Here is a 21,206-nt window from a genome sequence, read left to right as displayed (position 1 = left end):
AGCGAACGGTCGATGGGCCCCCGCGCGTGTGGGTTGCGCGATCAGTCGGTCTCGTCGTCGTCAAAGGCTTCGAGCACGATTTCCAGGCGCGGGCGCCGCATACCGAGACCGCCGCTGCGCTGGCCGCCTTCGCGGGCGCCCGACATCGCTCCGGGCGGCATCATCATCCGGTTGCTCGCTCCGGCTCCGGACGCAGCACTGGCGGTCGTCGAGACCGCGGCCGCGGTCGCCATTCCGGTGATTCCGGACGTGTGCATACCGGTCCCCGCGACCGAACCCTGTCCGCCCAAGGCGGTGATCGAACCCCCGCCGCCGGCGTTGATGGACCCGGGCGTTCCCCCGGTGCCGGAGACGGTTCCTCCCGACATCGGGGCATCCGCGGTCAGATCCGCACCGATGCCGTCGATGCGGGTGACGCCGGACGGGCTGTAGTGCCAGGCATCCGCCGTCGAGTTCGCCCGAACCAGGTCGGCGTAGCCCGAGGCGCCGAGTCGCGTCGCGCCGGAGGCATCTGTGACCGTTCCGGCCGTGATCGACGCCGCCTGTGCGCTTCCGCCGAGGAGGGTCGACATCATCGCCCCCGTGTTGCCGAAGAGCGAACGGAGCTGGCCGACGAGCCCGGTGAGGGCCTTTACCGACTTCAGCACCTGCGTGAGTGGTCGCACGACCTTGTTCACGAGCTGGTTGACCTTGGTCACGACCCGCGCGATCGCGTACCCCATCCCCAGTCCCATGGAGGCGGCCACGACCGCCATCGCTTCGATCGCCACCGAGATCACCTGCGAGATCGCCTGCTTCACGATCCCCTGCATCCTCGTGACGAGCGTCGAGGCGCTGAGAAGACCGGTCGCCGCGGATTCCGCCCACTCGCCGGATGCGGCGAGGTGCCGCGAGGTGTCTTGCGCGAACCGGATGTACGTCGTCACCGTGTCGCCCGAAAGGCCCTCGAGATCGCGGAGTCGCGATGTGAGCACCGAGCCCGTCTCGCGCATCGTCGCGCCGGCGGACGTCCACTGCCGCGCGACCGACGCGACATTGGACTCGCTGCCGGCCAGCTGCTCGAGCCAGGTGCTGAGCGGCTTGATGTGGTTCATGACCCACCCGAGGCCGCAACTGGCGATCGTGCCGATCGGATCGCTGAGCGCCGCTCCGGCATTACCGAGCGTGTCGAGGAACGCGATCCCCCCGTCGAGCCAGTTGCCCTCGCGGACGGCGGACGACAGCGTGCGTCCGTCGTCGAGGAGCCGGCTGCCCGAGTACGGCGAGATGAAGGCGGCGCCGGTGCTCACAGGCCGAGTCCGTTCTCGAGGTCACGCAGTGTCGTCACGGTGTCGTCTTCGAACTGCTCCCACTGCGCCGCGGTGCCGCGGAGCTCCCCCGCCGTCCGCAGAAGCAGCGACTCGTCGGCGCCGAGAAGCCCGGATGCGGCCGCCGACATGGCCAGACTCGGCGGCACGAGGAACGCGCACAGGATGCCGAACGCACCGGACGCCAGGTCGCCGCCCTTCAGCACCGACAACGCGGATGTCACGTCGTTCGCCAGTGAATCCACGAACGCGGCGTGCTGGCGGAGCCGGTCGAAATCGAGGGCGATGTCTTCAGCCATGGAGGTCTCCTGATTGGTTTCTATGCGGTCGGGCCCGCAGAGCGGAGTTGGCGGGTGATCGGGTCGTCGGGTCCGAGAAGCTGCTCGACGGATTCGAGGGTCGCGCGACGGGAATCAGCTTCGGCCGCGCGGATGAGGCCCAGGATCTCGTGCGACAAGCGCTGGGCGCCTCGCCCCAGTGCGGGCTCCGAGATGCGCAGCGCCGTGACGCGCCCGGTCGAGTCGACCTCGAGCCGGATATCGCGACGCGGCGAAACGGCCTCGCCGCGTACCTGCGCGAGGGCTGCTTCGAACGCGGGCATCTTCGCGGCGCGCTCCTCACTGCGGCGGGCGTCGGCCTCGACCCGGGCGAGAACCTCATCGGGGTCCGCGTACACGTCATCAAAAGACACGTCGTCACCGTAAACCAGACCCGTGAACAGCGCGGAGAGTTATCCACAGGTCACACGGAGACGGTTATAGAGTCGCCCGCATGGATCTGCGCGTCGCGGCTTATGCGGTCATCACGGATGAGGATGACCGCATCCTGCTCGCCCACTGGATGGAGGGCCGCCACAGCGCCTGGACGCTCCCCGGCGGCGGCCTCGAAGCGGGCGAGGACCCCGAGCACGCGGCACGCCGCGAGATCCTGGAAGAGACCGGATACCGCGCGATGGTCGGACCGCTTCTCGGCATCCATTCGCGAGTGATCCCGGCGGGCCGGCGCATCGCCGAGTCCGAAGAGCCGTTGCACACGCTGCGGATCGTCTACCGGGGGCGGATCACCGGCGGCGAGCTCCGCGATGAGCTCGATGGATCGACCGACGAGGCACGGTGGTTCCCCGTGGCTGAGGTATCGGCGTTGCAGCGCGGAAAGCTCGTCGACATCGGCCTGCGGATGGCCGGGCTGCTCGACTGACCTCGCGGCGCGAGTGGTCTACGACGCGTCGGGAAGAGGCGCCGTGATGTCGGCAACCGTCGCCGACAGCGCAGCGATGAGCTCGTCTGCATCTGTGAACAGGCTGTACCCGTGGGCGCCCGCCCCCAGCGCGATGCGGCGACCCCGAATGCGCTCGTCCGCGAAAACAGGCCACGGATGCGTGCTCCCGAGCGGCACGATCGTGCCCCGCTCGTAGCCGGTCGCTGCCAGGGCGCGGTCCGCATCCGGCATGTGGAGCTTGTTCACCCCGACCACCGCGCGAAGCTTCGGCCACGAGATCGCCCGGTCACCGGGAACCAGGGCGAAAAGGTAGCTGCCGTCGCTTCTGCTGACGACCAGCGTCTTCACGATGTCGTCGGGCTCGAGGCCGAGAAGCGCCGCGGCTTCGGCGAGGCTGCCCGCTGCCGGGCGTTCGACGAGCTCGACGGAAAGACCGAGGGCGGATGCGGCCTGCCGCACCCGCCCCGTCGGATCTCCACTCACGCGTCAGGCGCGCGCAGCGGGTCGTCGGCGACCCAGAGCTCGTCGTCGGCGCGCAGCGTCTGCCAGGCGGCGTACAGCACGCCACCGGCGGCCACGACACCGAGGAGGATGGCGATGACGCCGCCCGCTCCGATGCCCTTCTTCTGCGGCTCGAGCGCCGACAGCTTGCCCGAGAGAGCCCGCGTCGCCTTCTTCGAGTACTTGGCGGCCTTCTTCTGGTACTTGGCCGTGTCGACCGAGATGCCCCGACCCGACGCGATGCGCGACCGCGTGTCGTTGGCGGCGTCCCACACCGACAGTGCGCCACCGACGAGCGCGCCGGCAGCCGGCACCACGTTCTCGGAGAGCACCTTGCGAGACACCTTCACGCCGCGGTCGACGTACGGAGCCGCGTAGCGGTCGTACCCGTCGTGCACGGCAGGCACGATCTGCTCGCGGTTGTAGTGGCCGATCTGTCGCCCGGCTTCGCGCGCGACGTCCGCGGCTTCACCGACGAGCACCTGCTGGGTTTCCCACACCTTCGTGGCGTGGTTCTGGAGCTTTCGAAGCTCCTTCTTCCGCTTGCGGCTGAGGCTCACGTGAGATCCCCCTATTCATGGGTTGTCGTCTGCTCATCCTGCCAGAGGAACCGGCCCGAGAAGGCGGGGCTTGCAGGGAACTCTGAGAGAATGTACCCATGGCCCAGCACACTGCCGTTGCAACGATCCACACCAACCACGGCGATATCGTCGTCAACCTGTTCGGCGATCACGCGCCGCGCACCGTCCAGAACTTCGTCGGACTCTCCGACGGGTCCCAGTCCTGGACCGACCCGGCCACCGGCAAGCCCGGTGAAGGAGCGCTCTACTCCGACGTCGTGTTCCACCGCATCATCCCGAACTTCATGATCCAGGGCGGCGACCCGCTCGGTCAGGGCACGGGCGGACCCGGCTACAACTTCAACGACGAGATCCACCCCGAGCTCACCTTCCAGCAGCCCTACATCCTCGCGATGGCGAACGCGGGTCTGCGCCGCAACGCGATCACGGGCAAGGCCGAGGGCACCAACGGTTCGCAGTTCTTCATCACGACCGACCCGACCCCGTGGCTGCAGGGCAAGCACTCGATTTTCGGCGAGGTCGCGGATGACGCGTCCCGCGCCGTCGTCGACGCGATCGCCGCGGTGCCGACCGGTGCCGGCGACCGCCCGGTCGAGCCCGTCGTCATCTCCACGATCGACATCGCCACGGTCTGATCACCCTTCATCCGTGACGAACCCCGGGTTCGCGGCGAACCGCGACAACTTCTGCTATCGGCATCCGGATCGGCAGAGCTTCGTGCTCTGCCAGCGCTGCCTGCGAACGATCTGCCCTGAGTGTCAGACGCAGGCGGCGGTCGGGGTCATCTGCCCCGAGTGCCTCGCGGAACAGCGTCGCGATCAGACGCCCGCGCAGAAGAAGGCGCAGCGCCGGTGGAGCCGCGGCTCGGGGTCCGTCGCCCTCTCAGGAGACAAGCCCGTCGTCACATACGCCATCATCGGCGTAACGGCGGCCATCTACGTTCTGCAGCTCCTCGTTCCGGGGTTGCAGAGTCTGCTCGCGTTCTACGCGGGCTCGCTCTATCCACAGCTCACCGGCGGACCCTTCGAGCCGTGGCGCTTGCTCACGGCGGCGCTCGTGCATTCGTCGTTCTGGCATTTCGGCCTGAACATGCTCGCGCTTCTCATGATCGGTCGGAGCCTCGAGCCCGCGCTCGGCCGCGCGCGCTTCTTCGCGCTCTACGTGATCGGAGCGCTCGGCGGCTCCGTCGCGGTCGCCCTCATCGCACCGAACCAGTTCGTAGTCGGGGCGTCGGGCGCGATCTTCGCTCTGTTCGGGGCTTTTGTCGTGGTAGCCCGGCATCTCGGCGCGGAGATCGGCGGCATCCTGATCGTGCTCGGGATCAACCTTGTGATCGGGTTCATCCCCGGAATGGGGATCTCCTGGCAGGCCCACGTCGGTGGGCTGATCACGGGCGCCGTGATCGGAATGATCTTCGCTCGTACCCGACAGCAGCGTCAGCGCGGACTGCAGATCGGCCTGCTCGTCGCGTGGACCGTCGTGCTGGTTCTGCTGCTGCTCGTGCCGCCGGTGCTGTACGGCTGAGTGGAGTTATCCACAGATTCATCCACACATGGGGATGAATCACACCGGTGTCATTCGGTCGGGCGGGTCAGCGCCAGCGCGTGGTCATCAGGAAGCCGACGAAGGCGATCCCGAAGCCGATGACGAGGTTCCACGCATCGATACCCGGGATCGGGAACTGCATTCCGCTCAGGTAGAACACCAGCACCCAGATGAGGCCGATGATCATCAGGCCGAGCATGATGGGTTTGAACCAGACGGGATTAGGTGCGGGCTCGCCGGACTGGGCGGGCGTGAGGTCCTCGTCGTTCTCCGGGCGTGCCATGAGGACATCTTAACCGGAGGGTCCCTATGGATCCGTGAACGCCCGGGGCTGATCGACATACGCGACGGTTAGAATCCCGGTGTGACCGACCAGCCAGCCGCGACCAGCCGCCGCGACCGCCGATCGACATCGCGCCGCCCGCGCCGCCGGGTGAGTGTGATCGGTGTCATCGGCGAACTGCTGATCACCGCGGGTGTCGTCGCTCTGCTCTACGTCTCGTGGCAGATGTGGATCGGAGACATCATCTACGGCGCCGAGCGGGCGGATGAAGCGCAGGCGCTGTCGCAGCAGTGGCAGCAGGAGTACGAGGAACAGGCCGCGGCATCCCCGGCGCCCACCGAGAGCTCCACGACAGAGCCCTCCTCGTCTGTGCCAACCGAGGTCGAACCGGTCGTGGCTCCGGAAGCCGCCGACGGAGAGACCTTCGGCACGATGTGGGTACCGCGATGGGGTCCGGACTACGCGATGAAGATCGCGGGAGGCACGTCCCGCGCTCGCACCCTCGACCCGATCGGCATCGGTCACTACCCGAGCACGCCCATGCCGGGAGCCGAGGGGAACGTCGCGCTCGCGGCGCACCGCACGACGTTCGGCAAACCGTTCAACCGGCTGGCGGATCTGCACGTCGGCGACGCGATCGTCATCGAGACGCAGGACGGCTGGTACACCTACCGCTTCCGGACGCTCGAATACGTCACGCCCGATCAGATCGAGGTGACCGCGCCCGTGCCGCAGCAGCCGGGGCTCGCCGCGAACGGCCGCTACCTGACCATGACGAGCTGCAGCCCCATGTATTCGCTCGCGGAGCGCATCATCGGCTACAGCGTGTTCGATTCCTTCACGCCGCGCTCGGCGGGCGCACCGGCATCTCTCACCGAGGCGGTCACCTGATGTACGCAGCGCTCTGGCGTGTTCTTCCCGGCCCGTGGTGGGTGCGGCTGTTCATCGTGCTGATTCTCGTCGCCGCGGTGCTCTACGGACTGTTCTTCTTCGTCTTCCCGTGGGCCGCCCCATTTCTCAACCCGCAAGAGGTCACCGTCGAGTGAGCGCGCCGGTGGCGCCGCATCCGATCCTCGTCGTCGACAACCACGACAGCTTCGTGCACACGTTGATCGGCTACTTCGAAGAGCTCGGTGCGACGTTGTCGGTGCGTGAAGCCGACGAGATCGATCCGGATGCGGCCGCGGCCGCCCTAAAGGGGTTCGCCGGTGTGGTGATCTCTCCCGGGCCGGGTGCCCCCGAGGACGCAGGCGCCTCGATTGCGGTGGTGCGGGCCGCAGCGGAGCGCGCGCTACCGCTTCTCGGTGTCTGCCTCGGCCACCAGGCGCTGGCCGTCGCCTACGGCGCGAGCGTGGCGCAGGCACCCGAACTCATGCACGGCATGACGTCGGCGGTGGAGCACGGCGGCACCGGGCTGTTCGCCGGCATCCCGTCGCCGTTCACGGGCGGGCGTTACCACTCGCTCTCGGTGCGCCCCGAGACGATCCCCGCCGATCTGGTCGTCACGGCGCGCACCGCCGAGGGCACGGTGATGGCGCTCGCGCATCGGACGCTGCCGCTCGTGGGCGTGCAGTTCCACCCCGAGAGCGTGCTGACCGAGCACGGATACCGCCTGTTGGGCGGCTGGCTCGAGTCGACCGGGCTGACGGATGCGGCGGCCCGTGGAGCGGAGATGTCTCCGCACCGGGGGCGCGCGGCGCTCAGCCCGAGCAGTGCGTGAGCGTGATCTCCGACTGGATCGGTACCTCGCCGGGCGCGAGCGACATGACCTTAACCGTGTTCGGGCTCGTCGCCGGGCACTCCGGGTCTTCTGCCTGAACGACGACGAGTCCGAGAGCTTCGATGTCGCGGGTGGCCGCGTCCAACGTGTAACCGGTGACGTCGTTCAGCACGACGCGTCCGCTCGCGACCCGCAGGTTGACGGTGGTGCCCACGGGAAGCTCGGTGCCCGCCGCGACTTCGCCGTCTGCCGTGAGTGCGGTCAAGACGATTCCGCCAGCGGTTTGCGGGTCGTTGACCGACGTGATGATGCCGACGGCGAGGCCGGAGCCGACCAGAGCATCCCGCGCGGCCTGCTCGTTGAGCCCGGTGACCGGTGGCAACGCCGCGGTCTCCCTCCCCGTCGAGACGTAGACCGTGACGGTTTGACCCGGCTGCACCGAGGTTCCTGACGCCGGGTCGGTGCGCACGACATTGCCCTCGGCGATCTGCTCGTCGGGGACAGCCTGGCGAACAGCGACGAGGTCGTCGCCTTCGAGTACGTCGACCGCGCGTTCGTACGTCATGGTCGACACGTCCGGCACGATCCGGGCACTGTCGGGCACGTTGTCGTTCGGTCGGATGGTGAGCACCCAGAAGAGCACGGAGATCAGGAGTACCGCGAGCACCGCGACGCCCGACCAGATCCACGCGACCGGCGGGCCCGCCTGCGTGCGGCGCATCGTCGTGTCGGTGGAGAGCTGGCGCAGCGATCGCGCCGTCTCGGCGGCCTGGCGGGGGTTCGCCCCGTACAGCTCGCTCGTCAGCGCGCCGACCTTGCGCTTGCTCGGCGCCCGTCCGGTGAGCCCCTCTTCGACCGCGGCACGGAACGTCGGTGCGTCCTGATACCGCTGGTACGGGTCCTTGGCGAGGGCGCGCAGCACCACGGCGTCGAGGCCGCGGGGGAGGTCGTCGACGATCTCGCTCGGCGGCGTCGGCGTCTCGCTGACGTGCTGGTACGCGACCGCGACCGGAGTCTCGCCGCGGAACGGCTGGCGCCCGGTCAGCATCTCGTACAGCACGACGCCGGTCGAGTAGAGGTCGGCGCGTGCGTCGACCGGCTCGCCCTTGGCCTGCTCGGGCGAGAAGTATGCGGCGGTGCCGAGGATCGTGGTGGTCTCGGCGACGGTGGAGGAGGAATCCGACACGGCGCGCGCGATACCGAAGTCCATGACCTTGACCTGGCCGGTCGGGGTCACCATCACGTTGCCGGGCTTGATGTCGCGGTGCACGACGCCGGCGCGGTGCGAGTACTCGAGAGCCTCGAGGATGCCATCGGTGTAGCGCACGGCATCCGCGGGAGACATGGGGCCCTCGGCGATGACGTCTTTCAGCAGTGCGCCGTGCACGAGTTCCATGACGATGAACGGAACCGGATGCACCGAGCCGTCGGGCGCGGTTTCGGTGCCCTCGCCGGCGTCGAAGACGCGGACGATCGCGGGATGCGCCATCCGCGACGCCGCCTGCGCCTCCAGACGGAAGCGAGTGCGGAACGCTGCATCTTCGGCGAGTTCGCCCTTCAGGATCTTGAGGGCCACCTCGCGGCCGAGGGTGACGTCGTACCCGCGGTACACGCTGGCCATGCCGCCGCGACCGATGAGCTCATCGACCCGGTACCGGCCCGCGAGCACAGGTGGTTCATCTGACACGGCGACTCCCTGGATGCAGCAACTATCAGCCTAACCGACCCGCCCTGGCGAAACCGTGGGCGGGTCGGTCAGGCGTGGCGTCAGGGGGCGACGGGCGCGGTGATGCCGTTGCCGGTGCCGGTGCTGGCACTCGGGCTCGGGCTGGCGGCGGCCTGCACCGTGGCCTGAGCCTGCGGCGACGCATCCGAGTCCCGCGTCGTTCCGTTACCCGAACCCGAGCAGGTGACCGTGTAGCTCACGATGAGGGCCTGGCTGGTGTTCGACCCGACCTCGAGCTCGATCGGGCGCTGGTTCGGTCCGGCTTGCGCGGTGGACTGCCCGGTGCTGGTGAAGATGCCGTTCACCGCCGTGAAGTTGTAGCTCACGACAGACCCGGTGCCCGAGGGGCAGGAGAACCCGTCCCAGTTGATCTGCACCGTCGAGCCCGGGCGCACCGTCTGCACGGTCGTTCCGTTCTCCTGGATGCGGGGCACGGTCGGTGCGCCGACGGCGGTCTGCTCGCCGTACACCGACAGGGTGACCGGGTCGCCCTTGGGGACGTTTCCGGACGGGTCGACCTCGTAGACGGTGCCCACCTGTTCGCTCGACGACGCCGGCGTACCGGTGTTGCACGTGACACTCGTGAGCCCGGCAGCCTCTGCGATCCCGCGCGCCTCGTCGCAGGTTCTGCCGACGAGTCCGAGCGTGCTGACATCGACGGTGGTGGCGCTCGGTGAGGGCGTTGCGCTCCGCGACGGGGTGGCTGCGGGCGTCGACTGGGACGTTGTCGGCGCGGGCTCCGCGCTCTGATTGCCGAACAGCGCCCAGACGGTGCCGACAAGCACGATCACGAGAAGAGCGATCAGCGCGATGAGCGGCCACGTCCAGGGGCTGCGCTTGCGCTTCTCGGGCTCGTCGGTCGTCGTCGAGTTGATCGACGTCCCGGCGGGCAGCATCTGCGTCGCGGCGGAGGTGTTGCCGACGCCGAGCAGCTGCGTCGCGTCGTCGCCGTTCAGCCCGGAGGCGACCGCGGGAACGGCAGCCGCGGCGGCGGCCACGTCACCGCGACGAAGGGCGCTGGCCGCACGGGCGACCGCGGCCGACGACGCGGGGCGCTCTTCGGGCTTCTTGGCGATCATCGCCATCACGAGGTTCTGCACCGGCTCGGCCACCGTCGGCGGCAAGGGCGGCGGCTGCTCGTTGATTTGCGCCATGGCGATCGCGACCTGCGATTCGCCCGTGAAGGGACGCTTTCCGGCGAGCGACTCGTACGCGACGATGCCCAGCGAGTAGGTATCGGTCGCGGGGGATGCGGAGTGACCCGACGCCTGTTCGGGCGAGAGGTACTGCACCGTTCCCATGACCTGCCCGGTCGCGGTGAGCGGAACCTGGTCGGCGATGCGGGCGATGCCGAAGTCCGTGATCTTGACGCGACCATCGGGCGTGATGAGCAGGTTTCCGGGCTTGATGTCGCGGTGCACGAGACCCGCGGCGTGCGCGGCCTGCAGAGCGGATGCGGTCTGCGCCACGATGTCGAGGGTCTTGTCGGTCGACAGCGACCCCTCGCGCTCGAGGATGGTCGAGAGGGCTTCGCCCGGAACGAGCTCCATGACGAGGAAGGCGGAGCCGTTCTCCTCACCGTAGTCGAAGACGCTCGCGATGCCCTCGTGGTTCACGAGAGCCGCGTGCCGGGCCTCCGCGCGGAAGCGCTCGAGGAACCCGGGGTCCCCCATGTACTCGTCCTTGAGGATCTTGATGGCGACGGTCCGGCCGATGACGTGGTCGGTCGCCTCCCACACCTCGCCCATGCCGCCGATGGCGACCCGAGAATCCAATTCATACCGGCCACCGAAAGTCGCACCCTGCGTCGGTCTCATCTGCCCAGCACCGCCTCCATGACCTGTTTTGCAATGGGAGCCGCGATGGAGCCACCGCTGCCCGACTGTCCTCGCCCGCCGCCGTCCTCGACGACGACCGCGACAGCGACCTGCGGATCGTCCGCGGGCGCGAACCCGGTGAACCAGAGCGAATACGGCTGTGTGTCACCGTTCTCCGCAGTACCGGTCTTACCCGCCACTTCTACTCCATCTATTCTTGCATTCGACGCCACGCCGGAACTGACGTTGGCCACCATCATGCGGTTGAGTTCTGCTGCCAGATCGGACTCGAGCGCCCGGCCGTACTCGGAATCCTCCGGTGCGCTCTGCACCGAGAGATCCGGTCCGATCACCTGATCGACCATGCGCGGGTTCATCACGACTCCGTCGTTGGCGATCCCGGCCGAGACCATCGCCATCTGCAGCGGTGTGGCGATGACCTGGCCCTGGCCGAAGCCGGTCAGGGCGGTCTGCGGTTCGTTGAGGCCCTCGGGGTAGCTCGACGCCGTCGAGGTGAGGGGCATGTCGAACGTGCTGTTGAACCCGTACTTCTCCGCCTCGGCGCGGATGGCCTCATCTCCGAGCTGCACGGCGAGTTCGGCCATCGGGATGTTGCAGCTGAGTCGCAGCGCGTCGGCGATCGTGACCGTCTCGCCGTCGCCGCAGGTGCCGCCGCCGGCGTTGCTGATCGACGTGCTCGTGCCGGGAAGGGTGTACGAGGCGACGTTCGGCATGGTCGAGTCGGGCGTGAACTGGCCCGACGCGAGGGCGGCCGACACGACCACGAGCTTGAAGGTCGATCCGGGCGGATTCAGGTTGCCGGCGATCGCGCGGTTCGACAGCGGATGCAGCGCATTGTTGTTGAGCTCGTCGTACGACGACTGCACCGCGTTCGTGTCGTGCGCCGCGAGCAGGTTCGTGTCGTAGCTCGGGCTCGTCACCATCGCGAGGATCCGGCCCGTGGACGGTTCGATCGCGACGACCGCGCCCTGCAGGTCGCCGAGGGCGTCGAAGGCCGCCTTCTGCACGTTCGCATCGAGCGAGAGCACGACGTTCGATCCCTGCGGCGATTGGCCGGTGAAGGTCTGCTCGATGCGACTGAAGAACTGGGCGCTGCCGGTGCCGCTGAGGTCCTGGTTCATCGCCTGCTCGATGCCGGTCGCCGATCCGAGTGCCGCGTTGATGTAACCGGTGACCGGAGCCCACATGGCCGCATCCGTGTACACGCGCTGCCAGCTGTAGACGTCGTTCGACGGTACCGAGGAGGCGATCGCGGTGCCGCTGGCGATGATCGAGCCGCGCTGCACCTCGTAGGAGTCGTACAGCGCGCGCTTGTTGTACCCGTTCTCGGCCAGCTCGCCGGCCTGCACGACCTGGATCCAGCTCGTCGAGCCGAAGAGCACGAGGAACATCGCGAGCATCACGAAGCTCAAGCGTCGGAGTTCTTTAGTCATGTCAGCCGATCACCACCCGGGGCTGGTTGCGGACCGCATCCGAGATCCGCAGGATCAACGCGACGATGATCCAGTTCGCCACGAGCGAGGATCCGCCGGCGGCGAGGAACGGGGTGGTCAGACCCGTGAGCGGGATCACCCGGGTCACGCCGCCGACCATGATGAACACCTGCAGCGCGATCGTGAACGACAGGCCGGTCGCGAGCAGCTTGCCGAAGTCGTCTTGACCGGCGACACCGACGCGCAAACCGCGGCTCGTGAACACCATGTACAGGCAGAGGATCGCGAAGACGCCGATCAGCCCGAGCTCTTCGCCGAGACTCGGGAAGATGTAGTCGCTCTGCGCGAGGGGCGTGAGCGACGGGCGTCCCTGGCCGAGGCCGGTGCCGAGCAGACCGCCGTGCGCGAGCCCGAACACACCCTGCACGAGCTGGAAACTGCCGCCGTCACGGTCGATGATCGCGGGGTTGAAGGCATCCAGCCAGTTGGCGAACCGCCAGCCGACGTACGTGAGCGCCTGGGATGCGGCCACCGCGCCGGCGACCGCCAGCCCGACGCCGAGGAGCACCCATCCGGTCTTGCCGGTCGCGACGTACAGCATCGCGACGAACATCCCGAAGATGAGGGTTCCGGTACCGAGGTCGCGCTGGAGCACGATGATGCCGAGCGACACGAGCCAGACGATCAGGATCGGGCCGAGGTCGCGCGCGCGGGGCCACGTGATGCCGAGGAAGCGGGTGCCGACCGACGTGAGGCTCTCGCGGGTGCGAACGAGGTACCCGGCGAAGAAGATCGCGAGGGCGATCTTTGCGAGCTCGCCCGGCTGGAACGAGAAGAACCCGAGCGACACCCAGACATCCGCGTTCTGGTTTGTGCCGAGACCCGGAACGAACGGCAGGAGCAGCAGGGCGATGCCGATGAAGCCCGAGACGTAGGTGTAGCGGAAGAGCACCCGGTAGTTGCGGAGGAACAGCACGACCGCGACGCCCGCGGCGATCGCGATGCCCGCCCAGGCCAGCTGGCGGGTGGATGCGGCATCCCACCCCACGCTGTCGATCTCGATGTCGATGCGGTAGATCATCGCGATGCCGAGCCCGGTCAGGATCGTCGCGATCGGCACGACGAACGGGTCGGCGTCGCGGGCCACGAAGCGCAGCACGATGTGCAGCGCGAGGGCGAGCGCGGCGAGCCCTCCGCAGAAGTACAGGAAGCTCGGGTCGATCGCGCCGAGCGCGCCGAGCTGCACGGCGGCGACGGCGGCGCCGTTCACGACGAACGCGAAGAGCAGCAGACCCAGTTCGCGGTTACGCTGCTTCTGCGGCATCCGGATGCGGCGAAGCGCCTTCATCACCGACGTGTCGGCGGAGACCTGAGGTTCGGCGGTCATCCGGCGTCCTCCGTCGGGGCGAGGCGCGCCACGATCTGCATGGCGTCGGAGAGGGAGCGCGCGGAGATGGTGCTCTCGACCTTCTCGCGATCGAAGTCGCTGAGGTTGGCGAGGGCGATGCCGGTGTCTTCGTAGGCGCTCGAGAGCGGGATGGGGCCGATGCTCTGCTGAACACCCTGGAAGATGACGACCGAATCGTCGTCGGCGCCGACGTAGTAACGGGTCTGCGTCCAGTTGTAGCCGATGAAGAGAGCGCCGGCGATGACGATGAGAACGAGGATGAACCCGACGAGCCATCCGGCACGGCGCCGGCGCGCGCGCCGGCGGTCCTCTTCGATGAGCTCCTCGAGGAACTCCGGTGCGGGTTCGAAGTGCGTGGGCTCGTTGGCCGCCTGGCGCCCGGGATGCAGCCAGGACGGGCGCCCGGGCCGGGCCGCGGGCACCTCGATGCCGGTCGGGTTCGAGGCGGAGCCGACGATCGCCGGGGTGCCGGAGAACACCGGATGCGCGCCGCCGATGTCGACGATGACGACCGTCACGTTGTCGGGGGCGCCGCCGTCGAGGGCCTGCTTCAGAAGCAGGTCGGCCGTGCGGGCCGGGGCCTGGCCGCTCGCGAGGGCCTTCTGGGTGTGCGCGTCGTCGACGACACCTGAGAGTCCGTCGGAGCACAGCAGCCAGCGGTCGCCCGGCCGCGTCGGCATGATGAACGTGTCGACCTCGGGGTCGGGGTCCATGTCGCCGAGCACGCGCATCAGCACCGATCGGCGCGGGTGGTAGCGGGCTTCTTCGAGGGTGATCCGACCGGAGTCGACGAGGCGCTGCACGAACGTGTGGTCGGTCGTGATCTGGGTGAGGGCGCCGTCGCGGAAGAGGTAGATGCGCGAGTCGCCGATGTGCGCGATCACCGCGTAGTCGTCGACCATGAGCAGGGCGCTGACCGTCGTGCCCATGCCGGAGAGTTCGGGGCGTACCTCGACCGTGTCGATGATGTCGGTCGCGGTCTCGGTGATCGCCTGCTGGAGGGCGTGTTCCGCATCCGTCGTCGTGTCGAAACCGTGGTCGAGTCGGGCGATGCGATTCACCGCGAGGCTCGACGCGACGTCACCGCCGGCGTGACCGCCCATGCCGTCGGCGACGACGAACAGGTTGGAGCCCGCGTACCCGGAGTCCTGGTTGTTCGAACGCACCTTGCCGGTGTGCGAGAGCGCCGCGCTCGACCCTTGGAAGACCATGTCTCGGGGTCAGCCCTGCAGCTCGAATGTCGTCGCGCCGACCTTGATGGGCGCGCCGATGATGACCGGAACGGGGTTCGCGACGCGCTCGCCGTTGTGCCAGGTGCCGTTGGTCGAGTCGAGGTCCTGGATCATCCACTGGTCGCCCCACAGCATGAGGCGCGCGTGGTGGCTCGACGTGTAGTCGTCGCGAACGACGAGCCCGGATTCGCTCGAGCGTCCGATCGTGAGCGGCTCGGTGCCGAGGGGAAGTTCCAGGCCGGTCTTCGGGCCGCTCGTGATGATGATCCGCGACACGGTCTCGGTCGTGGCCTTGCCACCCTTGGCGCGTGCGACGGGGGGCTTCGAGACGGCAGCGGTCGCGGCGGCCGGCGAGGAGACGGGCGCGGGAACGGATGCGGCGACGGCCTCCGGCATCTTGCGCACGCGCACGCCGAACAGATCGGCGCGGAGCGAATAGACGACCGCGAACACGAAGAACCAGAGCAGGACGAGGAACCCGATCTGGATCAGAAGGAGGGTCAGGGGACTCACGAGTGAGATTCTCCCCATTTTTCGGCCTCACCGAGGGAGAACGCCCGGGTCGCGTCATCGTGGCGCGACGGACGAGAGGGCCCGGAGGCCTGTGCGACGACCCGGAAGACGATGTCGGTGCGGCCGATCGTCACGGTCGCGTCGGGGGGGAGCGGGGCTTCGGAGACCTTCGAGCCGTTGAGCTTGGTGCCATTCGTGGATCCGAGGTCGCGCACCATGGCGCGCTCGCCGTCCCACAGGATCTCGACGTGCTTGCGGCTGGTTCCCGCATCCGAGATCGTGATGTCGGCGTCGCTGCCGCGACCGATGACGGTGCGCGCGGCAGTGAGCGGATGCCGTTTGCCCTCGACGTCGACGACCGCGGTCCAGCTCACCCGGCCGGCGGCGGTGGTCGATTCGACCCGCAGTTGCCCGGTGGACAGGCGCTCGTCGCGCGCCAGCGTGATCGAGAGAGCGCCGGCGAGCGAGTAGCCCTGCGCGCGGGCGTGCTTCTGCACCAGAGTGTCGAGCTCGTCGGTCAGCGTGCGGCCGATGGCGCGCATCTTCTCCGAGTCGGTCGGCGAGAGGTAGACCGTGAACGTGTTCGGCACGAGGATGCGCTCGCGGGAGACGATCGCGGCCTTCGTGTCGAGCTCGCTGCGGAGCGCCGACGCGATGTCGACGGGCTGGATGCCGCTGCGGAAGGTCTTGGCGAACGCACCATTAACGGCGCGTTCGAGACCTTTCTCGAAGCTGTCTAGTAGTCCCACACGACTCCTCAGGCAGGGCAGACGGGTCCAACCATCGTAGAGGCCCGGGGTGTGCTGCACATGGTGATGTGCTGCGAGCGGGGCGCCGACCCGGGTTTTCGCGGCCGATTCAGCCGCGATACATCCGCCGTGATACGCTCTGGAGGTTGAATTGGCGGTTCTCGGACCGTCATTCGCGCGAGTGGCGGAATGGTAGACGCGCTGGCTTCAGGTGCCAGTGCCCGCAAGGGCGTGGGGGTTCGAGTCCCCCCTCGCGCACAGGCAGGCCCTCTCGTTTTAGAGAGTCGACATGCCGAATGTGCGATACGAGCCGGTCGGAGCTGAGAAGCCCGACCGGCTTTCGCGTTCCCGGTGATACCCGCGGTGTCAGGGCACGTAGTTCCCGAAGTTCGGCTAAACCGGCCATGGTCGTCCCGGCGGCCAGCGCCTTGCCCTGATCCGACTGAGCCTCGGATTGCGCCATCCCGTACCAGACCCACGCGACGGCCAGGGTGGGATCGGACAGCACGCCCGCCACCCAGAACCCCACGCGGGGCAGTGCCGACCGCTTCGTGCGCACCGTGTCCGGTGCCGCAGCGGACACCAGGCTCAGACGGCGCCGACCGGGCGGGCCGACGTCTGCAGCGTGTAGTGCTTCGTGAGCTGCGGATAGACCCATGTTGTCTGGCAGCGCTTGTAGATGATGTAGCCGCTCGACGCGTAGCTGTTCATCCGTGCGACGCAGGTGTTGTAGTTGTCGAACTTGTACGAACGCGTCGCCGCGGCGTTCGCGGGTGTGGCGACGGAGAAGACCAGGACGAGGGCGGTGAGTGTGCTCGTGAGTGCAATACCGATGCGCTTGACCATGGGTGGGAACGTAACACCGGGCTGCCCGGGCTCGCCAGCGCCGCTGTCGGATGGGGAGAACCTGGGGATTCGGTATGCAGGGCCATCCCCGGCCGTCACCATACGAAGTGGCGGGTAAACTCGTCCGTGCCGCTCCCCACGATTCCCCCAATCGCGGAGCGTGCCGCCCCCTCCGCTCCCCCCAGCTGGAGGGGGCATCTCTTTGTGCACGTGACCACATCGCGGTGGATCTCGGTGTTCCGGTCGTAAACGCGTATCTTTCATACTCCTGAATCAGTAGAGTGAACTGTCGCGCTCAGCGCGGCATATCCGGGGGGATCCGTCGACGCCCGGGCCTGAGAGCTTTGCTCGGCCCGGGCGTCGTATGGTTAACGGCCCGAGTCGTGCATGCAACGTTTTCGTCACCTTCTGTCACCCTCTCGCAGGCGCGACAACACCCCGCTACGGTAAGCAGCACACCGGCGCACAGGGTGCCGGACAGCACAGAAGGCATTGCATGAGCACGCAGGGTACGGTCAAGTGGTTCAACTCGGAGAAGGGCTTCGGCTTCATCGCCCCGGATGAGGGCGGCGCCGACGTCTTCGCCCACTTCAGCGCGATCGAGGGCAACGGCTACCGGTCGCTGGAAGAGAACCAGCGGGTGGAGTTCGAGGTCGAGCAGGGTCCCAAGGGTTTGCAGGCAGCGAGCATTCGGGCTCTCTGATCTGCGAGAAGGGGCGGGATGCATCAGCATCCCGCCCCTTCTTCTCTGCGCAGACGCGGGTCAGTCGTCGACCAGCAGCAGCGTGCGCAGTTCGTCCACGGTGTCGACGGCGGCCTGCGCGCCCTCCGACTCGTGCGGCCAGCTGAATCCCCAGCGCACGAAGATGACGGGCACGCCCTGAGCGTTGCCGCCCTCGACATCGTGATGGCGGTCGCCGATCAACACCGGCCGTGACGTGTCGACGCCCGCGGCCTGCAGCCGCCGAAGCGCCTCGGCGACGATGTCGGCCTTCTTGGCGAGGGTCTTCTCGTCGAGCGTGGCGCCCGTGATCGTGGCGAGGTGCTCGGCGAGGCCGAAGTGCTCCATCAGCGCGACGACCTGAATCTCGGGCTTCGAGCTCGCGGTTCCCTGCGGAATACCGGCCGCCGCGATATCTGCGACGAGCTCGCCGACCCCGGGGTAGAGCTTCGCGCCGGTCGTGTAGCCGTCGGCGCGACCGAGCGTGCGGTAGAACGTGACCGCATCCATCGCACCCTCCGGCGTCATTCCGCCCTGCTCCTGGAAGGAGTCGTACAGCGGCGGACCGATCCAGTGCACGAGTTCCGGACGCGTCGGCGCGGGCTTGCCGAAGTGCTCGAGGGTGATCGACAGACGGCGCAGGATGCCGTCGGATGCGTCGACGAGCGTGCCGTCCACATCCCAGAGGATGCAGGAGAACGGGGAGCGGGCGGTCATGTCTCTACGCTAGCCGCGCTCAGAACAGGCGAGGAGCACCCGACTGGATGCCCTTCATGCCCTCGTAGTCGAGCGTCACGCAGCGGATGCCGCGGTCGGTCGCCAGAACGCGCGCCTGCGGCTTGATCTCTTGCGCGGCGAACACGCCCTTCACCGGCGCGAGATGAGGGTCTCGGCCGAGCAGCTCGAGATAGCGCGTCAGCTGCTCGACGCCGTCGATGTCACCGCGCCTCTTCACCTCGACGGCGATCGTGCCGCCGGCGGGATCGCGCAGCAGCAGATCGACCGGCCCGATCGCGGTGGGGAACTCGCGGCGAACGAGGGTCAGATCGTCGCCGATCACCTCGACCTGCTCGGCGAGCAGACGCTGCAGGTCGGCCTCGACGCCGTCCTTCTGGAGCCCGGGGTCGACACCGAGCTCATGCGAGGAATCGTGCAGAACCTCGTAGATCTTCACGACCAGGGCGTCACCCGTCTTGGCGTGCGTCACGCGCCACTGTTCGATGACGCCGACGCTCGCCGCATCCGGTTCGGGCTCCTCGAGAACCAGGCGGCACGGCGGGCTCATCCAGTTCAGCGGCGCGTGTTGGATGTCTCGGTGGAACGCCACCGTGCCGTCCGCCTTGATCATGATGAGACGGGTCGCGAGGGGGAGATGTGTGTTCAGTCGACCGGAGTAGTCGACGGAGCAGCGGGCAATGATGAGGCGCACGTACTCATTGTCTCAAGGCGCACGTTGTGTTGTCGTCGGCGGCGGTCAACCCATCACCGGCCGTCGCTGGCGCGACACGGCACCGCGTTTACGCGGGCCCGCGTGCACCCCGCAGAGCGACCAGCTCGTCGAGCAGGACTGCCAGCGCCCTGTCGTGCCGATCCGTTGCGGTGAACACGCCGTCGGCGACGTGCTCCGACACCCAGGCGATCTCGACGTTCGTGCTCAGGCACCGCATGCCGAGGTTCACCATGACAGGCTGCAGGGCGACGACCGCGCGAGTGCCGCCCGAAAGTCCGCCGTAGCTCACGACTCCTACGGGTTTCCCTGACCACTCCGCATGCAGGTAGTCGATGGCGTTCTTCAGCGGCGCCGAGAAGCTGTGGTTGTACTCGGGCATCACGAAGATCATCGCGTCGGCCGCCGCCACTTGTGCGCTCCATCGCTTTGCCGGTTCGCCGATGTAGTGCCCCAGCTTCGGATGGTGCGGCTCGTCGTGCAGCGGGAGCCGCAGTTCACGCAGGTCGACGAGATCGATGTCGAACGCCTCCGCCTCCGGATTCGGCGCGTGCGCTTGGGCCGCCGCGACCACCCAGTCGCCGACGGCGCGGCCCACCCGCGTCTCGCGGATGCTCGCGACGAGCACGAGGAGGCTCACAGCGCCACGTCTGCCCGCTCCGACTCCTTCTGATGAGTCGAGGCATCCTTGTACTCGGTGTACGTGTAGGGGTTGTCGAGCATCTTGGCCTCGGGGGCGTCGGGGTTCATGCCCTGCGTCCAGGCAGGTTCGCCGAGTTCACTCTGCAGGTAGTCGACGGTCGACTCGACGTCTCTCTTCACCGAGGCGAGGTCGTCGCCCAGTAGCCTGCCGTCGTACTTGGCGATCACGCCGTCGACCATCACCGTGTGCACGTCGCCACGGCCGGCTTGCAGCGCGATGTGCCCGTTCGGATTGAGGATCGGGTACATGGTCGGCGAGTGGTCGTTCTTGATGAGAACGATGTCGGCACGTTTGCCCACCTCGAGCGAACCGACCAGGTTCTGCATGCCGAGGCCCTCGGCCCCGCCCCGCGTCGCCCAGTCGACGACGTGCTCGGCGCGCAGATGCGAATGGGTGACGGTGTCGCCGTGCTCGTGGGCCTTGATGTGCTCCCATCCGCGATCCGCGCCGAGTGTCGACCGCATGGCCGAGAACAGGTCGCTCGAGAACCACACGCTGGTGTCGACCGACAGAGAGACCGGGATACCGTGCTGACGCAGGATCCACGACGGTGGATACCCCTGGCCGCAGCTCAGCTCGCTCTCCGTCGAGAGGGAGACCGATCCGCCGGTGGCGGCGATGCGCTGGTATGAGTCGTCGCTGAGCGTGGCGGCGTGCACGTAGACCGTCTCGGGTGCCATGAACCCGTTCTCGTGCATGAGTCGGACGCCGTCGTCGTTGGTCGCCCCCCAGACCCCGGCGTGGGTCGTGACGGGCAGCCCGAGCTCGCGGGCCGCCTCGAACGCCGCGCGCTCGGGAAACGCAGGGTCGCCGGTCACGTCGAACGCCAGCTGGAATCTCAGGTCGTCGGCGCCCGTGTTGTTCTTCGCGAGGAAGGCGAGGACGTCGGGGTCGGCGGACCACTCCCACGGGCCGGCAAAGATGTTGCCGTAGGCGAGCACGAATCGCCCGGTGGAGGCGCGGAGGGCGTCGAGGGCGGCCTCGCCATGGTCGATGGTGCGGAGTCCGTGCGACCAGTCGACGGTCGTCGTGACACCCGCATCGATCGCGTCGAGCGCCGACAGGCGGTTGCCCGCGTGCACGTCTTCGGGGCGGAAGCTCTTGCCGTGCTCGAGGTAGTACCAGACGAAGTACTGGGTGAGGGTCCAGTCGGCGCCGTACCCGCGCATGGCGGTCTGCCACATGTGCCGGTGGGTGTCGATCATGCCCGGCATCAGGATGCCGTCGGTCGCGTCGATCTCGAAGGTGCCGTCCGGCACGGCCAGCCGCTCGCCGATGGCTGCGACGCTGTTGCCGATGACGAGCACATCGGAGTTGTTCAGAACCCGTCGCCGATCGTCGACCGTCACGACCGTTCCGTTTCGGAAGACGACCGGCCTGCCGTCTGTGGGCGGCTCGGGGATCTTCGGGTTCTGCGACATGATTCGACTCCTTC

At 68.0% G+C, this 21,206-nt stretch carries 25 protein-coding genes and 1 tRNA gene; 8 read left to right on the top strand and 18 right to left on the bottom strand.

From position 1 onward, the window contains the following. Window positions 1–41: 41 nt before the first annotated feature. Genes LMI96_RS10245 through LMI96_RS10235 form a run of 3 tightly spaced genes read right to left on the bottom strand, consistent with a single transcriptional unit; the run spans window position 42 to window position 1,998 of the window. Entirely contained in the window at window positions 42–1,289 is a 1,248-nt protein-coding gene (locus LMI96_RS10245; RefSeq protein ID WP_223722020.1) for a hypothetical protein, read from the bottom strand. Further along, entirely contained in the window at window positions 1,286–1,606 is a 321-nt protein-coding gene (locus LMI96_RS10240; protein WP_223722021.1) for a hypothetical protein, read from the bottom strand. Before LMI96_RS10240 ends, LMI96_RS10245 begins: the two co-directional genes overlap by 4 nt. Before the next feature lie 20 nt (window positions 1,607–1,626). Next, window positions 1,627–1,998 (bottom strand): hypothetical protein, encoded by a 372-nt coding sequence (locus LMI96_RS10235; protein ID WP_223722022.1) that lies wholly within the window; start codon window positions 1,996–1,998, stop codon window positions 1,627–1,629. 80 nt (window positions 1,999–2,078) lie between these two features. Here LMI96_RS10235 and LMI96_RS10230 point away from each other — a divergent pair, with 80 nt between their 5' ends. Next, window positions 2,079–2,504, top strand: a complete 426-nt coding sequence (locus LMI96_RS10230) for an NUDIX hydrolase (protein WP_223722023.1) — start codon at window positions 2,079–2,081, stop codon at window positions 2,502–2,504. An 18-nt stretch (window positions 2,505–2,522) separates the two neighbouring features. On the opposite strand, the gene LMI96_RS10225 is transcribed toward LMI96_RS10230, so the two are convergent. Then, window positions 2,523–3,008: an aminoacyl-tRNA deacylase gene (locus LMI96_RS10225; protein WP_223722024.1), complete on the bottom strand. Its 486-nt coding sequence runs from the start codon at window positions 3,006–3,008 to the stop codon at window positions 2,523–2,525. Beyond that, window positions 3,005–3,586 (bottom strand): DNA helicase, encoded by a 582-nt coding sequence (locus LMI96_RS10220; protein WP_223722025.1) that lies wholly within the window; start codon window positions 3,584–3,586, stop codon window positions 3,005–3,007. Before LMI96_RS10220 ends, LMI96_RS10225 begins: the two co-directional genes overlap by 4 nt. 98 nt (window positions 3,587–3,684) lie before the next feature. Between LMI96_RS10220 and LMI96_RS10215 the strand changes: the two genes are divergently transcribed. Both LMI96_RS10215 and LMI96_RS10210 read left to right on the top strand, forming a co-directional pair. Next, the gene (locus LMI96_RS10215; RefSeq protein WP_228361410.1) at window positions 3,685–4,242 is read left to right on the top strand and encodes a peptidylprolyl isomerase; all 558 of its coding nucleotides are present in this window, start codon (window positions 3,685–3,687) and stop codon (window positions 4,240–4,242) included. A 13-nt stretch (window positions 4,243–4,255) separates the two neighbouring features. Continuing rightward, window positions 4,256–5,131, top strand: coding sequence for a rhomboid family intramembrane serine protease (locus LMI96_RS10210; RefSeq protein ID WP_228361409.1), 876 nt, complete (start codon window positions 4,256–4,258; stop codon window positions 5,129–5,131). Window positions 5,132–5,198: 67 nt separating this feature from the next. Here the strand turns inward: LMI96_RS10210 and LMI96_RS10205 are convergent, their stop codons facing one another. Beyond that, entirely contained in the window at window positions 5,199–5,435 is a 237-nt protein-coding gene (locus LMI96_RS10205) for a cell division protein CrgA (protein WP_223722028.1), read from the bottom strand. An 81-nt stretch (window positions 5,436–5,516) separates the two neighbouring features. Between LMI96_RS10205 and LMI96_RS10200 the strand changes: the two genes are divergently transcribed. Genes LMI96_RS10200 through LMI96_RS10190 form a run of 3 tightly spaced genes read left to right on the top strand, consistent with a single transcriptional unit; the run spans window position 5,517 to window position 7,155 of the window. Next, a complete protein-coding gene (locus LMI96_RS10200; protein ID WP_223722029.1) occupies window positions 5,517–6,326 on the top strand; it encodes a class E sortase in 810 nt (269 codons plus the stop codon). Next, window positions 6,326–6,481 carry a hypothetical protein gene (locus tag LMI96_RS10195; RefSeq protein WP_223722030.1) on the top strand — a complete coding sequence of 52 codons (156 nt, stop codon included), beginning with the start codon at window positions 6,326–6,328 and terminating at the stop codon, window positions 6,479–6,481. Before LMI96_RS10200 ends, LMI96_RS10195 begins: the two co-directional genes overlap by 1 nt. After that, entirely contained in the window at window positions 6,478–7,155 is a 678-nt protein-coding gene (locus LMI96_RS10190; RefSeq protein ID WP_228361408.1) for a gamma-glutamyl-gamma-aminobutyrate hydrolase family protein, read from the top strand. The genes LMI96_RS10195 and LMI96_RS10190 overlap by 4 nt, the downstream gene beginning before the upstream one ends. Here the strand turns inward: LMI96_RS10190 and pknB are convergent. The 7 genes from pknB to LMI96_RS10155 all read right to left on the bottom strand — a co-directional run bounded on the left by pknB (window position 7,136) and on the right by LMI96_RS10155 (window position 16,054). Beyond that, window positions 7,136–8,842: a Stk1 family PASTA domain-containing Ser/Thr kinase gene (gene pknB, locus LMI96_RS10185; protein WP_228361407.1), complete on the bottom strand. Its 1,707-nt coding sequence runs from the start codon at window positions 8,840–8,842 to the stop codon at window positions 7,136–7,138. The two genes, LMI96_RS10190 and pknB, sit on opposite strands and share 20 nt — an antisense overlap. A gap of 80 nt (window positions 8,843–8,922) precedes the next feature. Further along, the gene (locus tag LMI96_RS10180; protein WP_228361406.1) at window positions 8,923–10,698 is read right to left on the bottom strand and encodes a protein kinase; all 1,776 of its coding nucleotides are present in this window, start codon (window positions 10,696–10,698) and stop codon (window positions 8,923–8,925) included. Next, a complete protein-coding gene (locus tag LMI96_RS10175) occupies window positions 10,695–12,152 on the bottom strand; it encodes a penicillin-binding protein 2 (protein ID WP_228361405.1) in 1,458 nt (485 codons plus the stop codon). Before LMI96_RS10175 ends, LMI96_RS10180 begins: the two co-directional genes overlap by 4 nt. Window position 12,153: 1 nt before the next feature. Continuing rightward, window positions 12,154–13,539, bottom strand: coding sequence for an FtsW/RodA/SpoVE family cell cycle protein (locus LMI96_RS10170; protein ID WP_223722035.1), 1,386 nt, complete (start codon window positions 13,537–13,539; stop codon window positions 12,154–12,156). Then, window positions 13,536–14,771, bottom strand: coding sequence for a Stp1/IreP family PP2C-type Ser/Thr phosphatase (locus LMI96_RS10165; protein ID WP_223722036.1), 1,236 nt, complete (start codon window positions 14,769–14,771; stop codon window positions 13,536–13,538). Before LMI96_RS10165 ends, LMI96_RS10170 begins: the two co-directional genes overlap by 4 nt. A gap of 9 nt (window positions 14,772–14,780) precedes the next feature. After that, the gene (locus tag LMI96_RS10160) at window positions 14,781–15,305 is read right to left on the bottom strand and encodes an FHA domain-containing protein (protein ID WP_223722037.1); all 525 of its coding nucleotides are present in this window, start codon (window positions 15,303–15,305) and stop codon (window positions 14,781–14,783) included. Next, window positions 15,302–16,054 (bottom strand): DUF3662 and FHA domain-containing protein, encoded by a 753-nt coding sequence (locus LMI96_RS10155; protein ID WP_223722038.1) that lies wholly within the window; start codon window positions 16,052–16,054, stop codon window positions 15,302–15,304. The genes LMI96_RS10160 and LMI96_RS10155 overlap by 4 nt, the downstream gene beginning before the upstream one ends. A 175-nt stretch (window positions 16,055–16,229) precedes the next feature. On the opposite strand from LMI96_RS10155, the gene LMI96_RS10150 reads away from it, so the two are divergent. Continuing rightward, a tRNA-Leu gene (locus LMI96_RS10150) sits at window positions 16,230–16,312 on the top strand. 330 nt (window positions 16,313–16,642) lie between these two features. Here the strand turns inward: LMI96_RS10150 and LMI96_RS10145 are convergent. After that, window positions 16,643–16,900 (bottom strand): hypothetical protein, encoded by a 258-nt coding sequence (locus LMI96_RS10145; protein WP_223722039.1) that lies wholly within the window; start codon window positions 16,898–16,900, stop codon window positions 16,643–16,645. Between the two features lie 496 nt (window positions 16,901–17,396). Between LMI96_RS10145 and LMI96_RS10140 the strand changes: the two genes are divergently transcribed. Next, a complete protein-coding gene (locus tag LMI96_RS10140) occupies window positions 17,397–17,603 on the top strand; it encodes a cold-shock protein (protein WP_223722040.1) in 207 nt (68 codons plus the stop codon). Window positions 17,604–17,663: 60 nt separating this feature from the next. Here the strand turns inward: LMI96_RS10140 and LMI96_RS10135 are convergent, their stop codons facing one another. The 4 genes from LMI96_RS10135 to LMI96_RS10120 all read right to left on the bottom strand — a co-directional run bounded on the left by LMI96_RS10135 (window position 17,664) and on the right by LMI96_RS10120 (window position 21,192). Further along, window positions 17,664–18,338 carry an HAD hydrolase-like protein gene (locus LMI96_RS10135; RefSeq protein ID WP_223722041.1) on the bottom strand — a complete coding sequence of 225 codons (675 nt, stop codon included), beginning with the start codon at window positions 18,336–18,338 and terminating at the stop codon, window positions 17,664–17,666. Between the two features lie 19 nt (window positions 18,339–18,357). Beyond that, a complete protein-coding gene (gene nucS / locus LMI96_RS10130; RefSeq protein ID WP_223722042.1) occupies window positions 18,358–19,050 on the bottom strand; it encodes an endonuclease NucS in 693 nt (230 codons plus the stop codon). Window positions 19,051–19,138: 88 nt separating this feature from the next. Continuing rightward, window positions 19,139–19,708 (bottom strand): NADPH-dependent FMN reductase, encoded by a 570-nt coding sequence (locus tag LMI96_RS10125; protein WP_223722043.1) that lies wholly within the window; start codon window positions 19,706–19,708, stop codon window positions 19,139–19,141. Further along, window positions 19,705–21,192, bottom strand: a complete 1,488-nt coding sequence (locus tag LMI96_RS10120; RefSeq protein WP_223722044.1) for an amidohydrolase family protein — start codon at window positions 21,190–21,192, stop codon at window positions 19,705–19,707. The genes LMI96_RS10125 and LMI96_RS10120 overlap by 4 nt, the downstream gene beginning before the upstream one ends. Window positions 21,193–21,206 lie beyond the last annotated feature (14 nt).

The organism is Microbacterium sp. cx-59, from assembly GCF_020805625.1.
Classification (GTDB): Bacteria; Actinomycetota; Actinomycetes; order Actinomycetales; family Microbacteriaceae; genus Microbacterium.
Note: the sequence above shows the minus strand (reverse complement) of the source record. Positions and strands in the feature narration are given on the sequence as shown.